Below are 16,490 nucleotides of genomic sequence, written 5' to 3' on the forward strand. Positions count from 1 at the left end.
ATTTTTCATCATACCTGATATGATTCTTTCATTGTACAACCCTGACAGGGGTTTGGAACCCTGTCAGGGTTAATTCTTAACAGTTCTTGTACTTGTCATGAAGTCCCTGCCCCGACTTGATCATGGGAGTTATCTTTGTCAACCGGCTTAACTTTGTAGCTTCCCTTTTGGCTTCAGCAATGTGGTCACAATATTCCCTTTGCCTACCCGGAGTGAGTTCCAGGAAAGCTTTTTTGAGGATGTTGTCCTTCTCAAAAGCGGTTTCCAGTAAGGGTGGGATCTCCACCTCCTTGTTTTTTACCGGTTTTAGTTCCTTTCCTTCCTTTTGATTCTGAATAGCTTCCTGCACATATTTCTGAAGAACATCTATAGATGGCAGATCACCTTTTTCGAACCTTATTTGTCGCAGGGCCTTTGTTTTGCCTTCCTGCGCATTCTGAAGTAGCGCAGTATTCTCTCTTAGCAGTGCTCCCTGGAAGAACCAGAGGGCGCAGTGGTTTTTAAAAGCTCCGATTCCCACCACGTTCTTTCCGTTAAGGGTATAGACAGGGCCGCCCCACTTTATGGCTTCCTCAAGCTCTGTGGAAAGCAGCATCTCCCTAAGGGATGCGATCTCCTCTTCCCATTGGGGGTGCTTCTCGATGTATTCTGCAACTGATTTGATGACCACTTTCTTATTTCTATTTGCTGTACTTTTCTGCCGTTAGCTCGGCGATCTTTACGATCACTTCCACCGCTTTCTGCATGCTTTCTACAGGGACATACTCGTATTTTCCGTGGAAGTTATGGCCACCCGCAAAGATATTGGGGCAGGGAAGTCCCATGAAGCTGAGTTGTGCGCCGTCAGTTCCGCCGCGAATGGGCTTGATCACCGGGGTGATGTCGAGTTGTTTCATGGCTTCTTCGGCAATGTCAACAATGTGCTTCACCGGCTCCACTTTCTCACGCATATTAAAATACTGATCCTTGATCTCTACCGTTACGCAATCCCGTTCATATTGATCACAAATTTCTTTTGCCAGGTTTTGCATTACCTGCTTACGGGCTTCAAAGTGGTTGCGGTCGTGATCTCTTATGATGTAGTGCAGCTTTGTTTCTTCAACATCGCCTTCCATTCCGTTGAGGTGAAAGAAACCTTGTCTTCCTTCTGTATGTTCGGGAGTTTCAAGCCTGGGTAGGGAATTGATGAAATCCTGGGCAATGTACATGCTGTTGATCATTTTGTCTTTAGCATAACCCGGGTGCACGCTTTTTCCGGTGACGGTAACCACCGCTCCGGCCGCATTGAAGTTCTCGTACTCCAGTTCGCCTATCTGGCTGCCGTCCATGGTGTAAGCCCATTCGGCACCGAATTTTTTCACGTCGAACTTATGAGCCCCGCGGCCAATTTCTTCATCGGGAGTAAAACATACCCTGATCTTGCCATGTTTTACCTCGGGATGCTGCAGTAAATATTTCATGGCTTCCATGATCTCGGTAAGTCCGGCCTTGTCGTCTGCGCCAAGAAGAGTGGTACCATCTGTAGTGATCAGCGTATGGCCTTTATACTGAAGCAGGTCTTCGAAATAATCTGGGGAAAGAATGATATTCTTTTCCTTGTTCAAAACAATGTCTCCGCCATCGTAGTTTTCTATAAGCTGCGGATTCACGTTGGTTCCTGAAAAATCAGGCGTGGTGTCAAAATGTGCCACGAAACCTATGACCGGCACCTCATGGTCTACGTTTGAAGGAAGGGTCGCCATCACATAAGCGTGTTCATCTATGCTCACCTCCTGCATGCCCATCTCTTCGAGTTCCGCTTTTAATTTATTGGCAAGGTCCCATTGTTTTTGAGTGCTGGGCGTGGTTTCACTGTTCTCGTCACTCTGGGTATCAATTTTCACATAACTGATGAAGCGATCTATAAGTTCCTGTTTATTGGTCATTTTTGCTGAAATTTCACCAAAATTAAGGAACTAATGACCAGCTTCAAAACCTTTTATGTTTTAGGATGATTTTCTTCGGGTTTGTGTTACTTTTGCCGAAAACCAGTTCCATGTACAAAACCCTGATTCAGCCGCTACTGTTTAAAATAGATCCTGAAACAGTACATCACTTCACCTTTTCTATGCTTCGGAAGTTGTTCAAACTTCCCATGGTAGAGCGGTTTGTAAAGTACAGGTTTCAGGTCGAAGACCCTCGGCTGGAAAGGGAGGTCTTCGGATTAAAATTCAAGAATCCTGTAGGACTGGCCGCCGGATTTGACAAGGACGCGAAATTGTTCAGGGAGCTTTCGGCCTTTGGCTTCGGATTTATAGAAATTGGAACCCTAACTCCCAAACCGCAACCCGGAAACGAAAAGAAAAGACTATTCAGGCTTAAAAGTGACAAAGCCATCATTAACCGCATGGGTTTTAATAATGGCGGAGTGGCAGAAGCAGTGGAGCGTCTGAAAAAGAATAAAAATGTATTGATTGGGGGTAATATTGGAAAGAATAAAGTGACTCCTAATGATAGGGCGGTAGAGGATTATATCATTTGCTTTGATGCCCTTTTTGATCATGTGGATTATTTCGTGGTGAACGTGAGTTCACCGAATACGCCAAACCTTCGGGAGCTGCAGGATAAGGAACCTTTGACCCGCTTGCTGAACACTCTGCAGGAGCGGAATGCTGCAAGACCTGTTCAAAAACCCATCCTATTAAAGATCGCACCGGACCTTACTGATTCGCAGTTACTGGATATCATTGATATTGTAAAGGAGACGAGGATCGCCGGGGTCATTGCAACAAATACCACAATTTCCCGAGAAGGACTTACTTCCGAAGAAAAGGATGAGGTAGGAGGCTTGAGCGGAAAACCACTTACGAACAGAGCTACAGAAGTGATCAGGTTCCTTTCGGAAAAAAGCGGTAAAGCCTTCCCGATCATTGGTGTGGGTGGGATCATGTCGGCTGAAGATGCCATGGAAAAACTGGAGGCGGGTGCCAGCCTGGTGCAGTTGTATACCGGCTTTATTTATGAAGGGCCTGAATTGATCAAAGAGATCAACAAAGAAATCTTAAGACGGTCGTAGTGCTTGAGCAGATCATCCCTTTCTTAACTGCTTCTATCCTCCTCACTATCTCACCGGGACCCGACATAATCTACGTGCTGGTACAGGGGATGACCAATGGGAAAAAGTACGGAGTGATGACCGCCTTTGGGCTGGTCTCCGGAATAATTGTTCATACCAGCCTGGTGGCGTTCGGGATCTCTGCAATTCTAAAGCAATCGGAAATTTTATTTTTGATCATTAAACTTTTTGGTGCGGGTTACCTGTTGTATCTCGCATACCAGGTGTACAAGAGCGATCCTTCTATTAAGGTGAACTCAGAAAACGGAGGGCTAAAGAAGGGCCTGTCGTCCCTATACAAGAGGGGATTTTTAATGAACGTGTTAAATCCAAAGGTAGCCATCTTTTTCCTGGCTTTCTTTCCGGGTTTTCTATGGGAACCCTCCGGTAATACCGTCGCACAGTTCTATTTGCTGGGATTCCTCTTCATGCTGCAGGCTTTTTTGATCTTTTCTACAGTGGCCGTCCTGGCGGGAAAGATCTCGGGGTATTTACAAAAGCACCCTCATTCTGGTGTTGTTTTCAAATGGCTCCAGGTCATTGTGTTCCTGGGAATAGCCGGATTTATTCTAATATAAATTCCAGATCCCCATCCTAAAGACTACAGACTACAGACTACGAACCATAAACAATAAACAATAAACAATAAACAATAAACAAGATTTACCAGTTTTCCTAAAATCGTATATTTGAGCCTATGGGGAAAATTAAGATTATCGAATGCCCGCGCGACGCCATGCAGGGAATAAAGGATTTCATTCCGACCGAGAAAAAGGTCCAATACATACAATCTCTATTGCGTTGCGGATTTGATACCATTGACTTCGGAAGTTTTGTTTCTCCCAAAGCCATTCCGCAAATGGCCGATACCGCCGAAGTCCTCTCCAAACTTGACCTTTCCAGAACCAAAAGCAAGTTGCTGGCCATTGTGGCCAATACGCGTGGCGCACAGGATGCCTCACAGCATCCGGAGATCGATTACCTGGGCTATCCTTTTTCCATTTCAGAGAACTTCCAGATGCGAAACACCCATAAGACCATTACCCAATCGGTAGAGACCCTGCAGGAGATCCTTGATATTGCCGACAGTAAGAATAAAGAGGTGGTCGCTTACCTTTCCATGGGCTTCGGAAATCCTTACGGGGACCCGTGGAACGTTGAGATCGTGGGCGAATGGACCGAAAAGTTATCGGGAATGGGAGTGAAGATCCTTTCGCTTTCTGATACCATAGGCAGTTCCACTCCCGAAGTGATCGAATATCTTTTTTCGAATCTTATTCCGAAGTATCCAAAAATAGAATTCGGGGCGCACCTTCATACCACCCCTACAAAATGGTTTGAAAAGGTAGACGCGGCCTACAGGTCGGGCTGTGTGCGCTTTGACGGAGCCATCCAGGGTTTTGGTGGTTGCCCCATGGCCAAGGACGAACTCACCGGGAATATGCCTACAGAAAAGCTGCTTTCTTACTTCACTTCCCGAAAAGCAGATACTCATGTCAAGATGATGAGTTTTGAATCTGCTCATAATGAGGCAACTAAGGTTTTTTCTGCGTACCATTAGTAAATACAATGGTTTCGGCGGCTTTCCATTAAAATATTTTATTTGAATTTAATCTAAATAAGCTTGGGCGATAGATGCTGCTAGCCTATATTTGCGCCATTATTTTAAACAAGTCTAAATAAGAATCATGAAAAAGTTTTTACTTTCATTAGCGATTGGAGCCACTACTGCAGTTTCAGTTGCGCAAACCCAGCAGGATTCCATCACTTTTGATCCTCAATATCAACAAAACTCTGCTCAAAGGGTTCTGTCTGCGAACAATGACGCGGTAACTCTTGGGGCTTACGGAGAGGTGACCTATAACCAGCCTGAAGGTGACAACGGAGAGCTGGATGTGCAGCGCCTTGTTATGCTGTTAGGGTACCAGTTCACAGATAAGGTGCAGTTCTTCACCGAGATCGAATTTGAACATGTGGAAGAAGTGTATGTAGAGCAAGCATTTGTGAACTATAACATTGCCAACAATGTTAATTTAAGAGCCGGTCTTATGTTAGTGCCAATGGGTATCATAAATGAGTACCACGAGCCAACTACTTTTAACGGGGTGGAAAGACCAGCCATCGCCGGATCTATCGTGCCTACCACCTGGAGAGAGATCGGGGTTGGGGTGAACGGAAGGATCAATTCGGCTTCTCTTGCTTACCAGGCTTATATTTTTAACGGTTTCCAGTCTACCACTTCAGATGGAACAGGCCTTCTTAAGGGAAGCAACGGACTTCGCGGCGGACGTCAAAAAGGGATAAAATCTACAGTGAATACGCCAAACCTTTCTGCTAAATTGGAATACTTCGGAATTCTTGGAATGAGACTGGGCCTTGCCGGTTACTTCGGAAGAACTCAGGCTGCAGATGAAGTTGACATGCTTGACGGTGCCGACATAGGAATGTCTATGGTAGGTCTGGATGCGCGTTATGTGTACCAGCGTTTCACTGCGAGAGGTGAGTTCATCTACGCTTCACTTACAGATACCGACGATTATAACGCCCTTACCGGAAGAGATCTTGGAAGTGCACTTTCTGGCTGGTATGCAGAGGCAGCTTATAACCTGTTGCCAATGACCAACAAGCAAAAGCTTTTCGCCTTTGCACGTTATGAAGATTATGATACTCATGCTGATACTGCCGGAAGCCTGGTTGAAAATCCTGCTTACGACAGAAATGATATCACCATGGGACTTAGCTATCACATTGCGCCGGGTGTGGTTTTCAAAGGAGATTACCAGATCAAGGACAATGCTGTTGAAGGGGCAGATGCCAAGAATCAGCTCAACTTTGGAGTTGGGGTATGGTTCTAAACCAATAAAGTTGATAGTGCTGCAGTCGGGGAGAAGCTGGTTCTTCCCGACTGTTGGCATATAATTTGCCCAAAGAGGGAATAAATACTTAATTTTGCAGCGATGAAAAAATTTGGAATTCTTACCGCACTTTTGTTGATCCTGCCTTTTGTGCTGTCTTTTGCAGTCCTGAATGGCCTGGATAAAAAGATAGATCGTGAGATCAAAGAGGAGTTCGAAGTTACCGATTATTCTCATGAAGGGGTAGAGGTTTCAAAGGAACTGCACCAAAAGTTGCCTTCAAGAGTTTCAAAAGACAATTTTTTCAGGCTAAAAAATAACGGGGAACTTCTTGGCTATGCCTATCTTGATCGGGCACCAAGCAAGACGGCAGAATTCGATTACCTGGTGATCTTTGATAAAGACCTGGCTATTGCCCGCACCAAAGTGCTGGTCTACCGCGAGGAATATGGCGGGGAGATTGGCAGCAGACGGTGGCTGCGACAGTTCACCGGAAAGTCTAAAGCCAGTGAGCTGGACCATATAGCCGCTATCTCCGGTGCTACCATTTCGGTGAGATCCATGAAGAATGCCGTGAAGGATATTCTTGTCAGTGTGGAGATCCTTCAAAAAAATAATGCGCTTTAATGCAATATAACGGGCTACTTTTAACACTTCCGCGGGAAATAAGATCTTTCCTGGCTGTCTTTGTAATGGTGTTGAGCGTAGGCTATTTTACAGGTTTGCTTTTTGTAGGTCAAACGGAAACTACCACTCCTGCAGGGATCGAAGAAAATTACCTGGGTAACGAGGAAGATCTCGATGCAGAAGTGATGAAATTCAAGAAAGGTGAGCGCGAAATGCTCACCATCATCCATACGCACATCCTGTCAATGTCTTTTATCTTCTTTCTTTTGGGAGGGATAGTGCTGCTGACAAAGTTGCCAAAAGGCTTTAAATTCATCCTTATCCTTGAACCTTTCTTTTCCATTCTTGCCACGTTCGGCGGGATCTATTTTGTCTGGAAAGGAGTAGAATGGGTCAAGTACCTGGTGCTGGTTTCCGGAATTTTAATGACCGCTATCTTCATTACTTCGGTGGTCATTGTGCTTTACCAGTTGCTTTTCAAAAAAGGCAAAACAGAGGCTTCTTTCTAAGCTTTCAGCTAAATGCTGGAAAAGCAAATAATTACCGCTCTTATTTCCATTATTGTTATTTAAAGAACGTATATTTGCACGCAATTAAATCTTAATTGCCATGATCGCACACAACTCCAAAATTGTTGGCGAAGGACTAACTTACGACGATGTACTCTTAGTTCCCGCTTTTTCGGAAATCCTTCCGCGCGAAGTCAACATTCAGTCAAAATTTACCCGCAATATTACCATTAATGTGCCCATTGTTTCCGCAGCGATGGATACGGTAACCGAATCACGCATGGCCATCGCCATGGCTCGTGAAGGCGGGATTGGAGTGTTGCACAAGAACATGACCATTGAGCAGCAGGCTCTTAAGGTACGCAAGGTGAAGAGGGCAGAGAGCGGCATGATCATAGATCCTGTCACGCTTCCTATAACGGCAAAAGTTCGCGACGCCAAAGAGAACATGAGGGAGCACAGCATTGGCGGGATCCCCATTGTGGATGAAGAAGGTAAATTACTGGGCATCGTGACCAACCGCGACCTGCGATTTGAAAAGGACAATGACCGCCCAATTTCTGAAGTGATGACTTCAGAAAATTTGGTTACGGTTGCCGAAGGTACTTCGCTGGAAGACGCTGAAGGCATCCTGCAGGAAAACAAGATCGAGAAGTTGCCGGTTGTAAATTCCGAAGATAAACTGGTGGGGCTTATCACCTTTAGAGATATCACCAAGCTCACCCAAAAACCCATTGCCAATAAGGATTCCTATGGAAGGCTTCGTGTTGCGGCCGCTATTGGGGTGACGGCAGATGCGGTTGACCGAGCCGGGGCCCTGGTAAAGGCTGGGGTTGATGCCATCGTGATCGATACTGCGCACGGGCATACGAAAGGTGTGGTCACGGTATTAAAAAAAGTAAAGAAGAATTATCCTGAGCTTGAGGTGGTGGTTGGAAATATCGCTACTGCTGAGGCTGCAAAATATCTGGTAGAGGCAGGGGCAGATGCCATTAAGGTAGGAATCGGGCCCGGATCTATTTGTACTACAAGAGTTGTTGCCGGAGTTGGTTTTCCACAATTCTCGGCTGTGCTTGAAGTGGCTGAAGCCGTAAAGGGCAGCGGAGTTCCCGTGATCGCAGATGGGGGAATACGCTACACCGGCGATATTCCTAAAGCTATAGCGGCCGGAGCGGATTGTGTAATGCTGGGCTCTTTGCTGGCAGGTACTAAAGAATCTCCGGGAGAGACCATTATCTATGAAGGAAGGAAATTTAAATCTTACCGCGGAATGGGCTCAGTAGAGGCTATGAAACAAGGTTCTAAAGACCGCTATTTCCAGGATGTGGAAGACGATATCAAGAAACTGGTGCCTGAAGGTATTGTGGGAAGAGTGCCTTACAAAGGCGATCTTTTTGAAAGCATTCACCAGTTCATAGGCGGATTAAGAGCCGGTATGGGTTACTGCGGAGCTAAGGATATCGCGACGCTTAAAGAGCGTGCCCGTTTTGTGAAGATCACTTCTTCGGGAATCCACGAGAGTCACCCGCACAATGTCACGATCACCAAAGAATCACCAAACTATAGTAGATAGTTAGAAACCACAGCATAAAAAAAGGCTTTATCAAATGATAAAGCCTTTTCTGTTTTTTGGCTGAAAAGATTATTCTTTAGGAGTGATTCCGAGTTTTGTCAGCACCTTGATTGTAATGTCATGTTCTTCGGAAGCGAAGGCCAGCGCATTTCCGCCTGCGTGCAGGATCTGGGTATAACCTTCTTCCTGGATCACCTGCAGCATGGCAGTGTTGATCTTCTCGTATAGCGGCTGTGTGAGTTCGTTCCTTTTCATTTGCATCATTACCGAAGCTTTTTGCCTGAAGTTCTTTATGTCATTTTCAAGGCTGATGATCTCTGTTTCCTTGGTTTTCTTTTCTTCTTCGGAATAGGTGCTGTTGTTTTCCTGGTAATCTTTTACCAGCGCCTCATAATTTGCGATGGTGGTTTCCAGGTCTTTCTGAAGTTCGGTGTTGTAGGTTTTTAAGCCTTCATTTACCTCCGTCATTTCCGGAAGCTGATTAAGAATGTAATCTGCATCAATGGTTCCCACTTTGGTTTGCGCGAATGAAGCCAGGGAAAGAAGGACAAAACTGAAGGTGAATATTAGTTTTTTCATGAAAAAGTTATTTGTTAGTGCAGCAAATATAATCGGGCGGGCTGATTTATCGGGATTTATGCCCAACTTTTTTGCTTTTCTATCCGTTATAGACCTGTCCGCGATGAGGCTTCAGGGCATCCCTTACCGGCGGCATCAGCTTTTCTTCGATCACCAGGTAGGCGATAAAGTGGTTGTCTGAAACGCTTTCAGAACCTGAAATATTTGATGAAGATCCATTCTTAAGGAGGTATTCCTTCAGGTGGATTGCATGGTGCTGGGCAGTACGTTCGGCATCGGGGCCGTGAAAATCCCAGATCAGTTTGAGTTTTCGGTTTTCAGGTCGTTTTTCCATTCAAAAATCATTTCGGCAAAGGTAATTTTTATTCCCTGGTTTCGTTAGTCTAAGAAGTTGGTAAACATACCAGAATTCTTATTTTTGCCTACACACTAATTCAGAAGGAACAGTTGACGAGACTTGTTAAATTTACCATTGCAGCTATTTTAGGAACTTTGTTCACCGGCTGTGACCTTTTTGAAAAGACCGAAGACAGAGTTGTGATCGCCAGGGTCAATGACTCTTACCTCTATAAGGAAGATGTCGCATCTCTTATTGCTGAAAATACTTCTCCCGAGGACAGTGCGCTTATCGTTTCCAGTTTCATCAACAGGTGGGCCACTCAAAGGCTGCTGATTGACAGGGCAAAAGTGAACCTGAGCGAGCGGCAGCAGCGGGAATTTGATCAGCTGGTGCAGAATTACAAGAATGAGCTTTATGCCAAGGCGTATACAGATGTGATCGTGGGCAGGGAGCTGGACACTGCCGTCAATCTAAATGAAGCAGAGGAGTATTACCAAAAGAACGGGGAAAATTTCCTTCTTAATGAAAACCTCCTTAAATTGAGGTATATCAACCTGACCAAAGACAATAAGGATTTCGATCTTATCAAGACCCGCTTCAGGAGGTTCAATAATGAAGATAAGGAAGCACTTCTGGAAATGGCCATTCAGTTCAATTCCTATTCACTGAATGATTCGGTTTGGGTAAAAAGCAAGCAGGTTTATGACAAGATCAGGCCGCTTACCCCCGAAAATGATGATGATTTATTAAAAAAACAGAATTTTTTACAGCTTGAAGACTCATTAGGAGTATATTTGATCTCTGTTGAAGACGTTAAATTACGCAACGAGCAGGCTCCTCTGGAATACTCTTTGCCAAGTGTGAAGCAGATCCTTCTCAACAAAAGAAAGCTGGAGCTCATAAAGAAATTAGAAAAAGACATTACTCAAGATGCTATTAAAAACGACAAATTTGAAATCTATAATTAATCAGGCCGCGGCCCTTTTATTTACTGCAGCAGTAGGTACTGCCAACGCCCAGGAGGTTGTGGTGACTGACAGTACTGCGATCAACGACCGCGTAGAGGTGGAAAAGGACACCGTGAAACCTTTTCAAAAGTTCAAGGTAGATGGTGTGGCAGCCGTAGTTGGAGATTTTGTTGTTCTTGAAAGTGATATTGACAAGATGTACATTGAGCTTCAAAGCCAGGGAGTTTCCATTAAAGATGTGACCAACTGCAACCTGGCAGGAAGGCTGATGGAAAACAAACTTTATGCCCACCACGCCATCCAGGACAGTATCATGGTCAATGATTCTGAAGTGAACGCCCAGGTAGACCAGCAGCTGGCTTATATGACCCAGCAGGTAGGTTCTATGGAAAAGGTGCTGGAGTTCTATAAAAAGGATAATGAAGCCGAATTCAGGGCAGAACTTTTCGAGATCAACAGGCAGAACAAACTGGCTTCAGAAATGCAGCGCAAGATCGTTGATGCCGTAGAGATCACTCCTGAAGAAGTACGCGAATTCTTTCGGTCTATTCCCGAAGATGAGCGTCCGGTGTTTGGAGATGAGGTGGAGCTTGCCCAGATCATCGTAAAACCTGAAATTCCGCAGAGCGAAAAGCAAAAGATCATCAACCGTCTTAAGGAGATGCGCGAGGATGTGGTGGAGAACGGAGCCAGCTTTAACACCAAGGCGGTACTGTATTCACAGGATCCCGGTTCAAAATCTTCAGGAGGAAAGATTTCTCTTTCCCGAAAAGATCCTTTTGTAAAGGAATTCAAGGATGTGGCCTTCAGCCTTCAGGAAGGGGAAGTAAGTCAGCCATTTGAAACCATGTTCGGATACCACATTTTGACCGTGGATAAGATCCGTGGGCAGCAGGTAGATGTGAGACACATTCTTTTGATCCCGGATGTGACCGAAGCTACCAAAGATGAGGCTTACGAAGAGATCAAGAAAGTACGGGAAAAGATCCTTGCCGACGAGATCACTTTTACCGCAGCAGCCAAGGAAGTATCAGATGAGGAAGAGACAAGAGAAAGCGGCGGACAACTGGTAAACCCTACCACGGGAGATACACGATTTGAACTCACCAAGATAGATCCTCTACTATACGAGCAGGTGGCAAATCTTAAAGAAGGAGAAGTTTCTCCTATACTTACAGATCAGGATCAAACGGGAAGGCCATTTTACAAGATCATTACCGTGACCGATCGTTATGAAGAGCACGAAGCAGATTATGCCCGTGACTACAACAAGATCAAGGAACTTGCCCTTCGTGACAAGCAATTGAAAGCTATTGAAAAGTGGCAGAAGGAGAAGATCATGGAAACCTACATAAAGGTTAACGGAGAGTACAGGGAGTGCGATTATAGCAGCAACTGGTTGAAGAAATAAAAAAATATGTCAGACGTAGAAGCGGTAAAGAATCTGGTTACCCGGCACCAACAGCTCAGGCGTGAGATCGCCAGGAGAATTGTGGGGCAGCAGGAGGTTGTGGACCAGATACTTTTATCCGTCTTCTCCGGTGGACATTCTTTGCTGATAGGCGTTCCCGGGCTGGCAAAAACCTTAATGGTGAATACCATTGCCCAGGCGCTGGGATTGAACTTTAAGAGAATTCAGTTCACGCCCGATCTTATGCCGAGTGATATTTTGGGATCTGAGATCCTGGATGAGAACCGGCAGTTCAAATTTATCAAAGGTCCGGTCTTTGGAAACATTATTCTGGCCGATGAGATAAACAGGACGCCTCCAAAAACTCAAGCAGCTTTACTTGAAGCCATGCAGGAAAGAGCCGTTACCGTGGCCGGGCAGCACTACAAGCTCAATCTTCCTTACTTTGTGCTGGCCACGCAGAACCCTATCGAACAGGAGGGAACCTATCCTTTACCAGAGGCACAGCTTGACAGGTTCATGTTCGCGATCAAACTGGATTATCCCAATTTTCAGGAGGAAGTTGAGGTGGTGAAAAATACCACTTCAGATGAAGAAGTGACCATAGAACCTCTTTTCACGGCCAGTGAGATCGTCGATTTTCAGCATCTTATTCGACGCATCCCGGTAGCCGACAATGTGGTAGAGTATGCTGTTAACCTGGTAAGCAAAACCCGCCCTGCAGGAGACAAGGCGACAGACCTGGTGAAGGAGTTCGTAGATTGGGGGGCAGGACCAAGGGCTTCCCAAAACCTGGTTTTAGCGGCTAAGGCAAACGCAGCGGTAAATGGCAAATTCTCGCCTGATATTGAAGATGTACAGGCGGTGGCGCTAGGGATCCTTAGACACAGGGTGATCAAGAACTACAAGGCCGAAGCCGAAGGTATTTCCGAAGAAAAGATCATAAAAAGCTTATTTTAAAAGCTTTTCCTATATTTACTTTACCATGACGGGTTTCCTGATAAAATATCGGTTCGCGGTAATTATCCTGTTCTACCTATTCCAATTTACCTGGTTCTATACCAGTAGCAGTCTACTGGCTCTTGAGGAGATCGGCTTCCCAGCATGGGTGAGCCTCATTTTTCTTGTAACCATCTGGCTTAGTCTTCTTTTCGACATGATGAGGCGAGAGACCGGCAACAAAACTTTCTGGTTATTATCCATGTTGATTTTTCCCTGGCTTGCCCCGGCCATCTATTTATTTCAGCGGAAAAAGACCTATGCACCTACACCTTCTTTCTTCGGCCGGAGAAAATAGTAGAGGATGAAATTGTGATATTCTTAATTTTAACCGGATATTATGTATTGTGCTTATTTTTCGATTATGAAAATTGAGAAATGCTAAATTATATTCAGTGAAATTTCAATTCTGGTTGTAATTTTTAATATCCGATGAGAATTAGTAATTTTGCAGGACTTTCAGATTAAAAAAATTCAAGACTATGGCTTACGATATTGATATGATCAAGAAGGTTTACAGCCAGATGGCAGAACGCGTAAATGCTGCGCGCGAAGCTACGGGTAAACCTCTAACTCTTTCAGAAAAGATCCTTTATTCGCATTTATGGGATGGAAACCCTACAAAAGGTTTTACCCGCGGAAAAGATTATGTTGAATTCTCTCCAGACAGGATCGCCTGCCAGGATGCCACCGCGCAGATGGCTTTGTTGCAGTTCATGCAGGCTGGTAAGAAAAATGTGGCGGTGCCAACTACCGTGCATTGTGACCACCTTATCCAGGCCAAACTGGGGGCGCAGTTCGACCTTCCTAGCGCGCAAAAATCCAGTAATGAGGTATTCGACTTTCTTGAATCTGTTTCTAACAAATATGGGATAGGGTTCTGGAAACCGGGTGCAGGGATCATTCACCAGGTAGTTCTTGAAAATTACGCATTCCCTGGAGGAATGATGATCGGTACCGATTCTCACACAGTGAATGCCGGAGGACTTGGAATGGTGGCTATTGGAGTTGGTGGTGCAGATGCCGTTGACGTAATGGCGGGAATGCCATGGGAACTTAAATTCCCAAAATTGATCGGGGTGAAGTTGACCGGAAAACTTTCCGGATGGACCGCTCCAAAAGACGTTATTTTGAAGGTAGCCGGAATACTTACCGTAAAAGGAGGAACCGGTGCCATTATTGAATATTTTGGTGAAGGTGCCGAATCTATGTCAGCTACCGGAAAAGGGACCATTTGTAACATGGGGGCTGAAGTAGGGGCTACCACTTCTACCTTTGGTTATGATGAGTCTATGGCGCGCTACCTGCGTGCTACCAACCGTGCCGATGTAGCCGAAGCTGCCGATGCAGTGAAGGAGCACCTTACGGGAGACGCTGAGGTATATGCTAACCCTGAGCAGTATTTTGACCAGGTGATCGAGATCGATCTTTCAGAATTGAAACCTCACCTTAACGGGCCGTTCACACCAGACCTTGCTACCCCAATTTCAGAAATGGGTAAAAAAGCCAAGGAAAACGACTGGCCTATCAATGTTGACTGGGGACTTATCGGGTCCTGTACCAACTCTTCTTATGAAGATCTTACCCGCGCGGCATCTATTGCCAAGCAGGCAGTAGACAAAAAACTGAAAGCAAAATCAGATTTCGGGATCAATCCTGGTTCTGAGCAGATCAGGTACACTGCGGAAAGAGATGGTTTGTTGCAGATCTTTGAAGACCTTGACGCGACAATCTTTACCAATGCCTGCGGACCATGTATCGGTCAGTGGGATAGAAGTGACCGAAAGGGAGAGGAAAAGAACACTATTGTTCACTCTTTCAACCGAAACTTCTCGAAGAGAGCAGACGGTAACCCGAATACCCACGCCTTTGTAGGTTCTCCTGAAATGGTAGCTGCGATAGCGATCTCGGGAAGACTTGATTTTGATCCTACTACAGACGAGTTGCTGAATGAAGACGGGCAATATGTAAAACTTGATGAGCCAACAGGTATTGAGCTTCCTCCAAAAGGATTTGACGTGGAAGATCCAGGATATGTAGCGCCAACCGAAGACGGAGCTTCTGTACAGGTTAAAGTGAATCCGGAATCAGAAAGACTTCAATTGCTGGAGCCATTCGAACCATGGGACGGTAAGAACCTGATGGGAGCAAAACTCCTTATCAAGGCCTTCGGAAAATGTACTACAGACCACATTTCTATGGCTGGACCCTGGCTGCGCTTCAGAGGGCATCTTGACAACATTTCGAACAACTGTTTGATTGGAGCTGTTAATGCCTTTAACCAGAAGACCAACTTCGTTAAGAACCAGATCACCGGGGAATATGACGGAGTGCCTAATGTACAGAGAAAATATAAAGGGGCAGGAATCCCTACTGTAGTGGTGGGAGACCATAACTACGGGGAAGGTTCTTCAAGGGAACATGCGGCCATGGAGCCAAGACACCTTGGAGTGAAAGTAGTGTTGGTGAAGTCTTTTGCCAGGATCCACGAGACAAACCTTAAGAAACAAGGGATGCTTGGGATCACTTTCGCGAACGAGAACGATTATGACCTTATCCAGGAAGACGATACCTTCAACTTCATCGATCTTGAAGAATTCGCACCGGACAAGCCATTGACGATCGAGATCGTTCATGCAGACGGATCAAAAGATACCATTAAAGCGAACCATACTTACAATCAGCCACAGATCGAGTGGTTCAAAGAAGGTTCAGCTCTAAACCTGATCAAGAAGCAGAACGCGGCCTAACAGCTGTAGCTTTTATAAATGAATAATAAACTCCCGTCTGATGGCGGGAGTTTTTGTTTGTAATAAGAAAGGCAATCCCCGAAGGGATTGCCTTTTCAAAAGTAGATGAGAAACCCCAATGTTTTACCACCGGGGTGTTCTATCAAGTAATTTTTGCCCCCCAGTAAAAATTACTTTTAATCTCTCATCTATTATGGTAGGGATTCCAGTTTCCTCTTTTGGTTCAAAAGAACATCTAAAGTGGAAGATGGAATATTTTGTTGATAAAGGGTTTCGTAATACAGCTTTATGTTTTGTCGTTCTTTTTTGTAACAGGATTCCAGATCGGCAGTGTCAAAGGTATTGCGTGCAAGGTATTCCAGTTTGAGAAAAACCGGCAGAAAACCAAGAATAGTACTGCTGAATTTGGTTGTCTGTATGGCGTTTTTGAGGTTGAACAAATGCCTCCTTAATTCCAGTTTGATCTTTTCCCTGATCTCAATAAGTCGGTCTATCTTGTCGGTCATCTCACTATCATCCGGCTTCAGGTCATAGTACAGCGCATAATACATTTGTAGCAAATGATCATTAGCCAGGTCCAGACGAAGAAGTTGAGAGTAAAGGTGGAATTGCATACGCTTGAGTTAAATGATTGATGATAAATTTCGGAGGCTCAGGCAATAAAAATAAAAATTATCTCGGCTTAAAGCTTTCCTAATGTTGTGATTAACAGAAATTTAGCTTTACCTTTAAAATTTCTGTCAGAAAGGTGAAAATTTTAACAGCGTCTCTGAGAAAGGAGAATT

17 protein-coding genes are annotated in these 16,490 nt (G+C 45.0%); 12 read left to right on the forward strand and 5 right to left on the reverse strand.

Annotation, left to right across the window (positions count from 1 at the left end; genetic code table 11):
- Positions 1-76: 76 nt before the first annotated feature.
- On the reverse strand, positions 77-670 hold the full coding sequence (locus BLS64_RS13845) for a YdeI/OmpD-associated family protein (RefSeq protein WP_093114293.1): 594 nt from the start codon (positions 668-670) through the stop codon (positions 77-79).
- A gap of 10 nt (positions 671-680) precedes the next feature.
- Positions 681-1,925, reverse strand: a complete 1,245-nt coding sequence (pepT, locus tag BLS64_RS13850) for a peptidase T (protein WP_093114295.1) — start codon at positions 1,923-1,925, stop codon at positions 681-683.
- A gap of 110 nt (positions 1,926-2,035) precedes the next feature.
- Here pepT and BLS64_RS13855 point away from each other — a divergent pair, with 110 nt between their 5' ends.
- From BLS64_RS13855 to guaB, 7 genes are all read left to right on the forward strand, one after another.
- Positions 2,036-3,055, forward strand: coding sequence for a quinone-dependent dihydroorotate dehydrogenase (locus BLS64_RS13855; RefSeq protein WP_093114330.1), 1,020 nt, complete (start codon positions 2,036-2,038; stop codon positions 3,053-3,055).
- Entirely contained in the window at positions 3,055-3,672 is a 618-nt protein-coding gene (locus BLS64_RS13860; protein WP_093114297.1) for a LysE family translocator, read from the forward strand. The genes BLS64_RS13855 and BLS64_RS13860 overlap by 1 nt, the downstream gene beginning before the upstream one ends.
- A 119-nt stretch (positions 3,673-3,791) precedes the next feature.
- Positions 3,792-4,655 carry a hydroxymethylglutaryl-CoA lyase gene (locus BLS64_RS13865; RefSeq protein ID WP_093114298.1) on the forward strand — a complete coding sequence of 288 codons (864 nt, stop codon included), beginning with the start codon at positions 3,792-3,794 and terminating at the stop codon, positions 4,653-4,655.
- Positions 4,656-4,782: 127 nt separating this feature from the next.
- Complete coding sequence (locus tag BLS64_RS13870; RefSeq protein ID WP_093114300.1) at positions 4,783-5,949, forward strand: porin; 1,167 nt, start codon at positions 4,783-4,785, stop codon at positions 5,947-5,949.
- A gap of 102 nt (positions 5,950-6,051) precedes the next feature.
- On the forward strand, positions 6,052-6,576 hold the full coding sequence (locus tag BLS64_RS13875; RefSeq protein ID WP_093114302.1) for an FMN-binding protein: 525 nt from the start codon (positions 6,052-6,054) through the stop codon (positions 6,574-6,576).
- Positions 6,576-7,085, forward strand: a complete 510-nt coding sequence (locus tag BLS64_RS13880) for a hypothetical protein (RefSeq protein ID WP_093114303.1) — start codon at positions 6,576-6,578, stop codon at positions 7,083-7,085. The genes BLS64_RS13875 and BLS64_RS13880 overlap by 1 nt, the downstream gene beginning before the upstream one ends.
- A gap of 100 nt (positions 7,086-7,185) precedes the next feature.
- Complete coding sequence (guaB, locus tag BLS64_RS13885) at positions 7,186-8,658, forward strand: IMP dehydrogenase (protein WP_093114305.1); 1,473 nt, start codon at positions 7,186-7,188, stop codon at positions 8,656-8,658.
- A 69-nt stretch (positions 8,659-8,727) separates the two neighbouring features.
- Here the strand turns inward: guaB and BLS64_RS13890 are convergent, their stop codons facing one another.
- Both BLS64_RS13890 and BLS64_RS13895 read right to left on the reverse strand, forming a co-directional pair.
- The gene (locus BLS64_RS13890) at positions 8,728-9,237 is read right to left on the reverse strand and encodes an OmpH family outer membrane protein (protein WP_093114307.1); all 510 of its coding nucleotides are present in this window, start codon (positions 9,235-9,237) and stop codon (positions 8,728-8,730) included.
- A gap of 79 nt (positions 9,238-9,316) precedes the next feature.
- A complete protein-coding gene (locus BLS64_RS13895; RefSeq protein WP_093114308.1) occupies positions 9,317-9,571 on the reverse strand; it encodes a hypothetical protein in 255 nt (84 codons plus the stop codon).
- 113 nt (positions 9,572-9,684) lie between these two features.
- Here BLS64_RS13895 and BLS64_RS13900 point away from each other — a divergent pair, with 113 nt between their 5' ends.
- From BLS64_RS13900 to BLS64_RS13920, 5 genes are all read left to right on the forward strand, one after another.
- Positions 9,685-10,545 carry a peptidyl-prolyl cis-trans isomerase gene (locus BLS64_RS13900; RefSeq protein WP_245693480.1) on the forward strand — a complete coding sequence of 287 codons (861 nt, stop codon included), beginning with the start codon at positions 9,685-9,687 and terminating at the stop codon, positions 10,543-10,545.
- Positions 10,508-11,956 (forward strand): peptidylprolyl isomerase, encoded by a 1,449-nt coding sequence (locus tag BLS64_RS13905; RefSeq protein WP_093114310.1) that lies wholly within the window; start codon positions 10,508-10,510, stop codon positions 11,954-11,956. Before BLS64_RS13900 ends, BLS64_RS13905 begins: the two co-directional genes overlap by 38 nt.
- A gap of 6 nt (positions 11,957-11,962) precedes the next feature.
- Entirely contained in the window at positions 11,963-12,916 is a 954-nt protein-coding gene (locus tag BLS64_RS13910) for an AAA family ATPase (RefSeq protein ID WP_093114311.1), read from the forward strand.
- Between the two features lie 25 nt (positions 12,917-12,941).
- Positions 12,942-13,253, forward strand: coding sequence for a PLDc N-terminal domain-containing protein (locus BLS64_RS13915; protein ID WP_093114313.1), 312 nt, complete (start codon positions 12,942-12,944; stop codon positions 13,251-13,253).
- Between the two features lie 184 nt (positions 13,254-13,437).
- Positions 13,438-15,705, forward strand: a complete 2,268-nt coding sequence (locus BLS64_RS13920) for an aconitate hydratase (protein WP_093114314.1) — start codon at positions 13,438-13,440, stop codon at positions 15,703-15,705.
- A 191-nt stretch (positions 15,706-15,896) separates the two neighbouring features.
- Here BLS64_RS13920 and BLS64_RS13925 read toward each other — a convergent pair whose 3' ends face one another.
- The gene (locus BLS64_RS13925; protein WP_143019333.1) at positions 15,897-16,319 is read right to left on the reverse strand and encodes a hypothetical protein; all 423 of its coding nucleotides are present in this window, start codon (positions 16,317-16,319) and stop codon (positions 15,897-15,899) included.
- Positions 16,320-16,490 lie beyond the last annotated feature (171 nt).

Source organism: Salinimicrobium catena (assembly GCF_900102915.1).
GTDB lineage: Bacteria > Bacteroidota > Bacteroidia > Flavobacteriales > Flavobacteriaceae > Salinimicrobium > Salinimicrobium catena.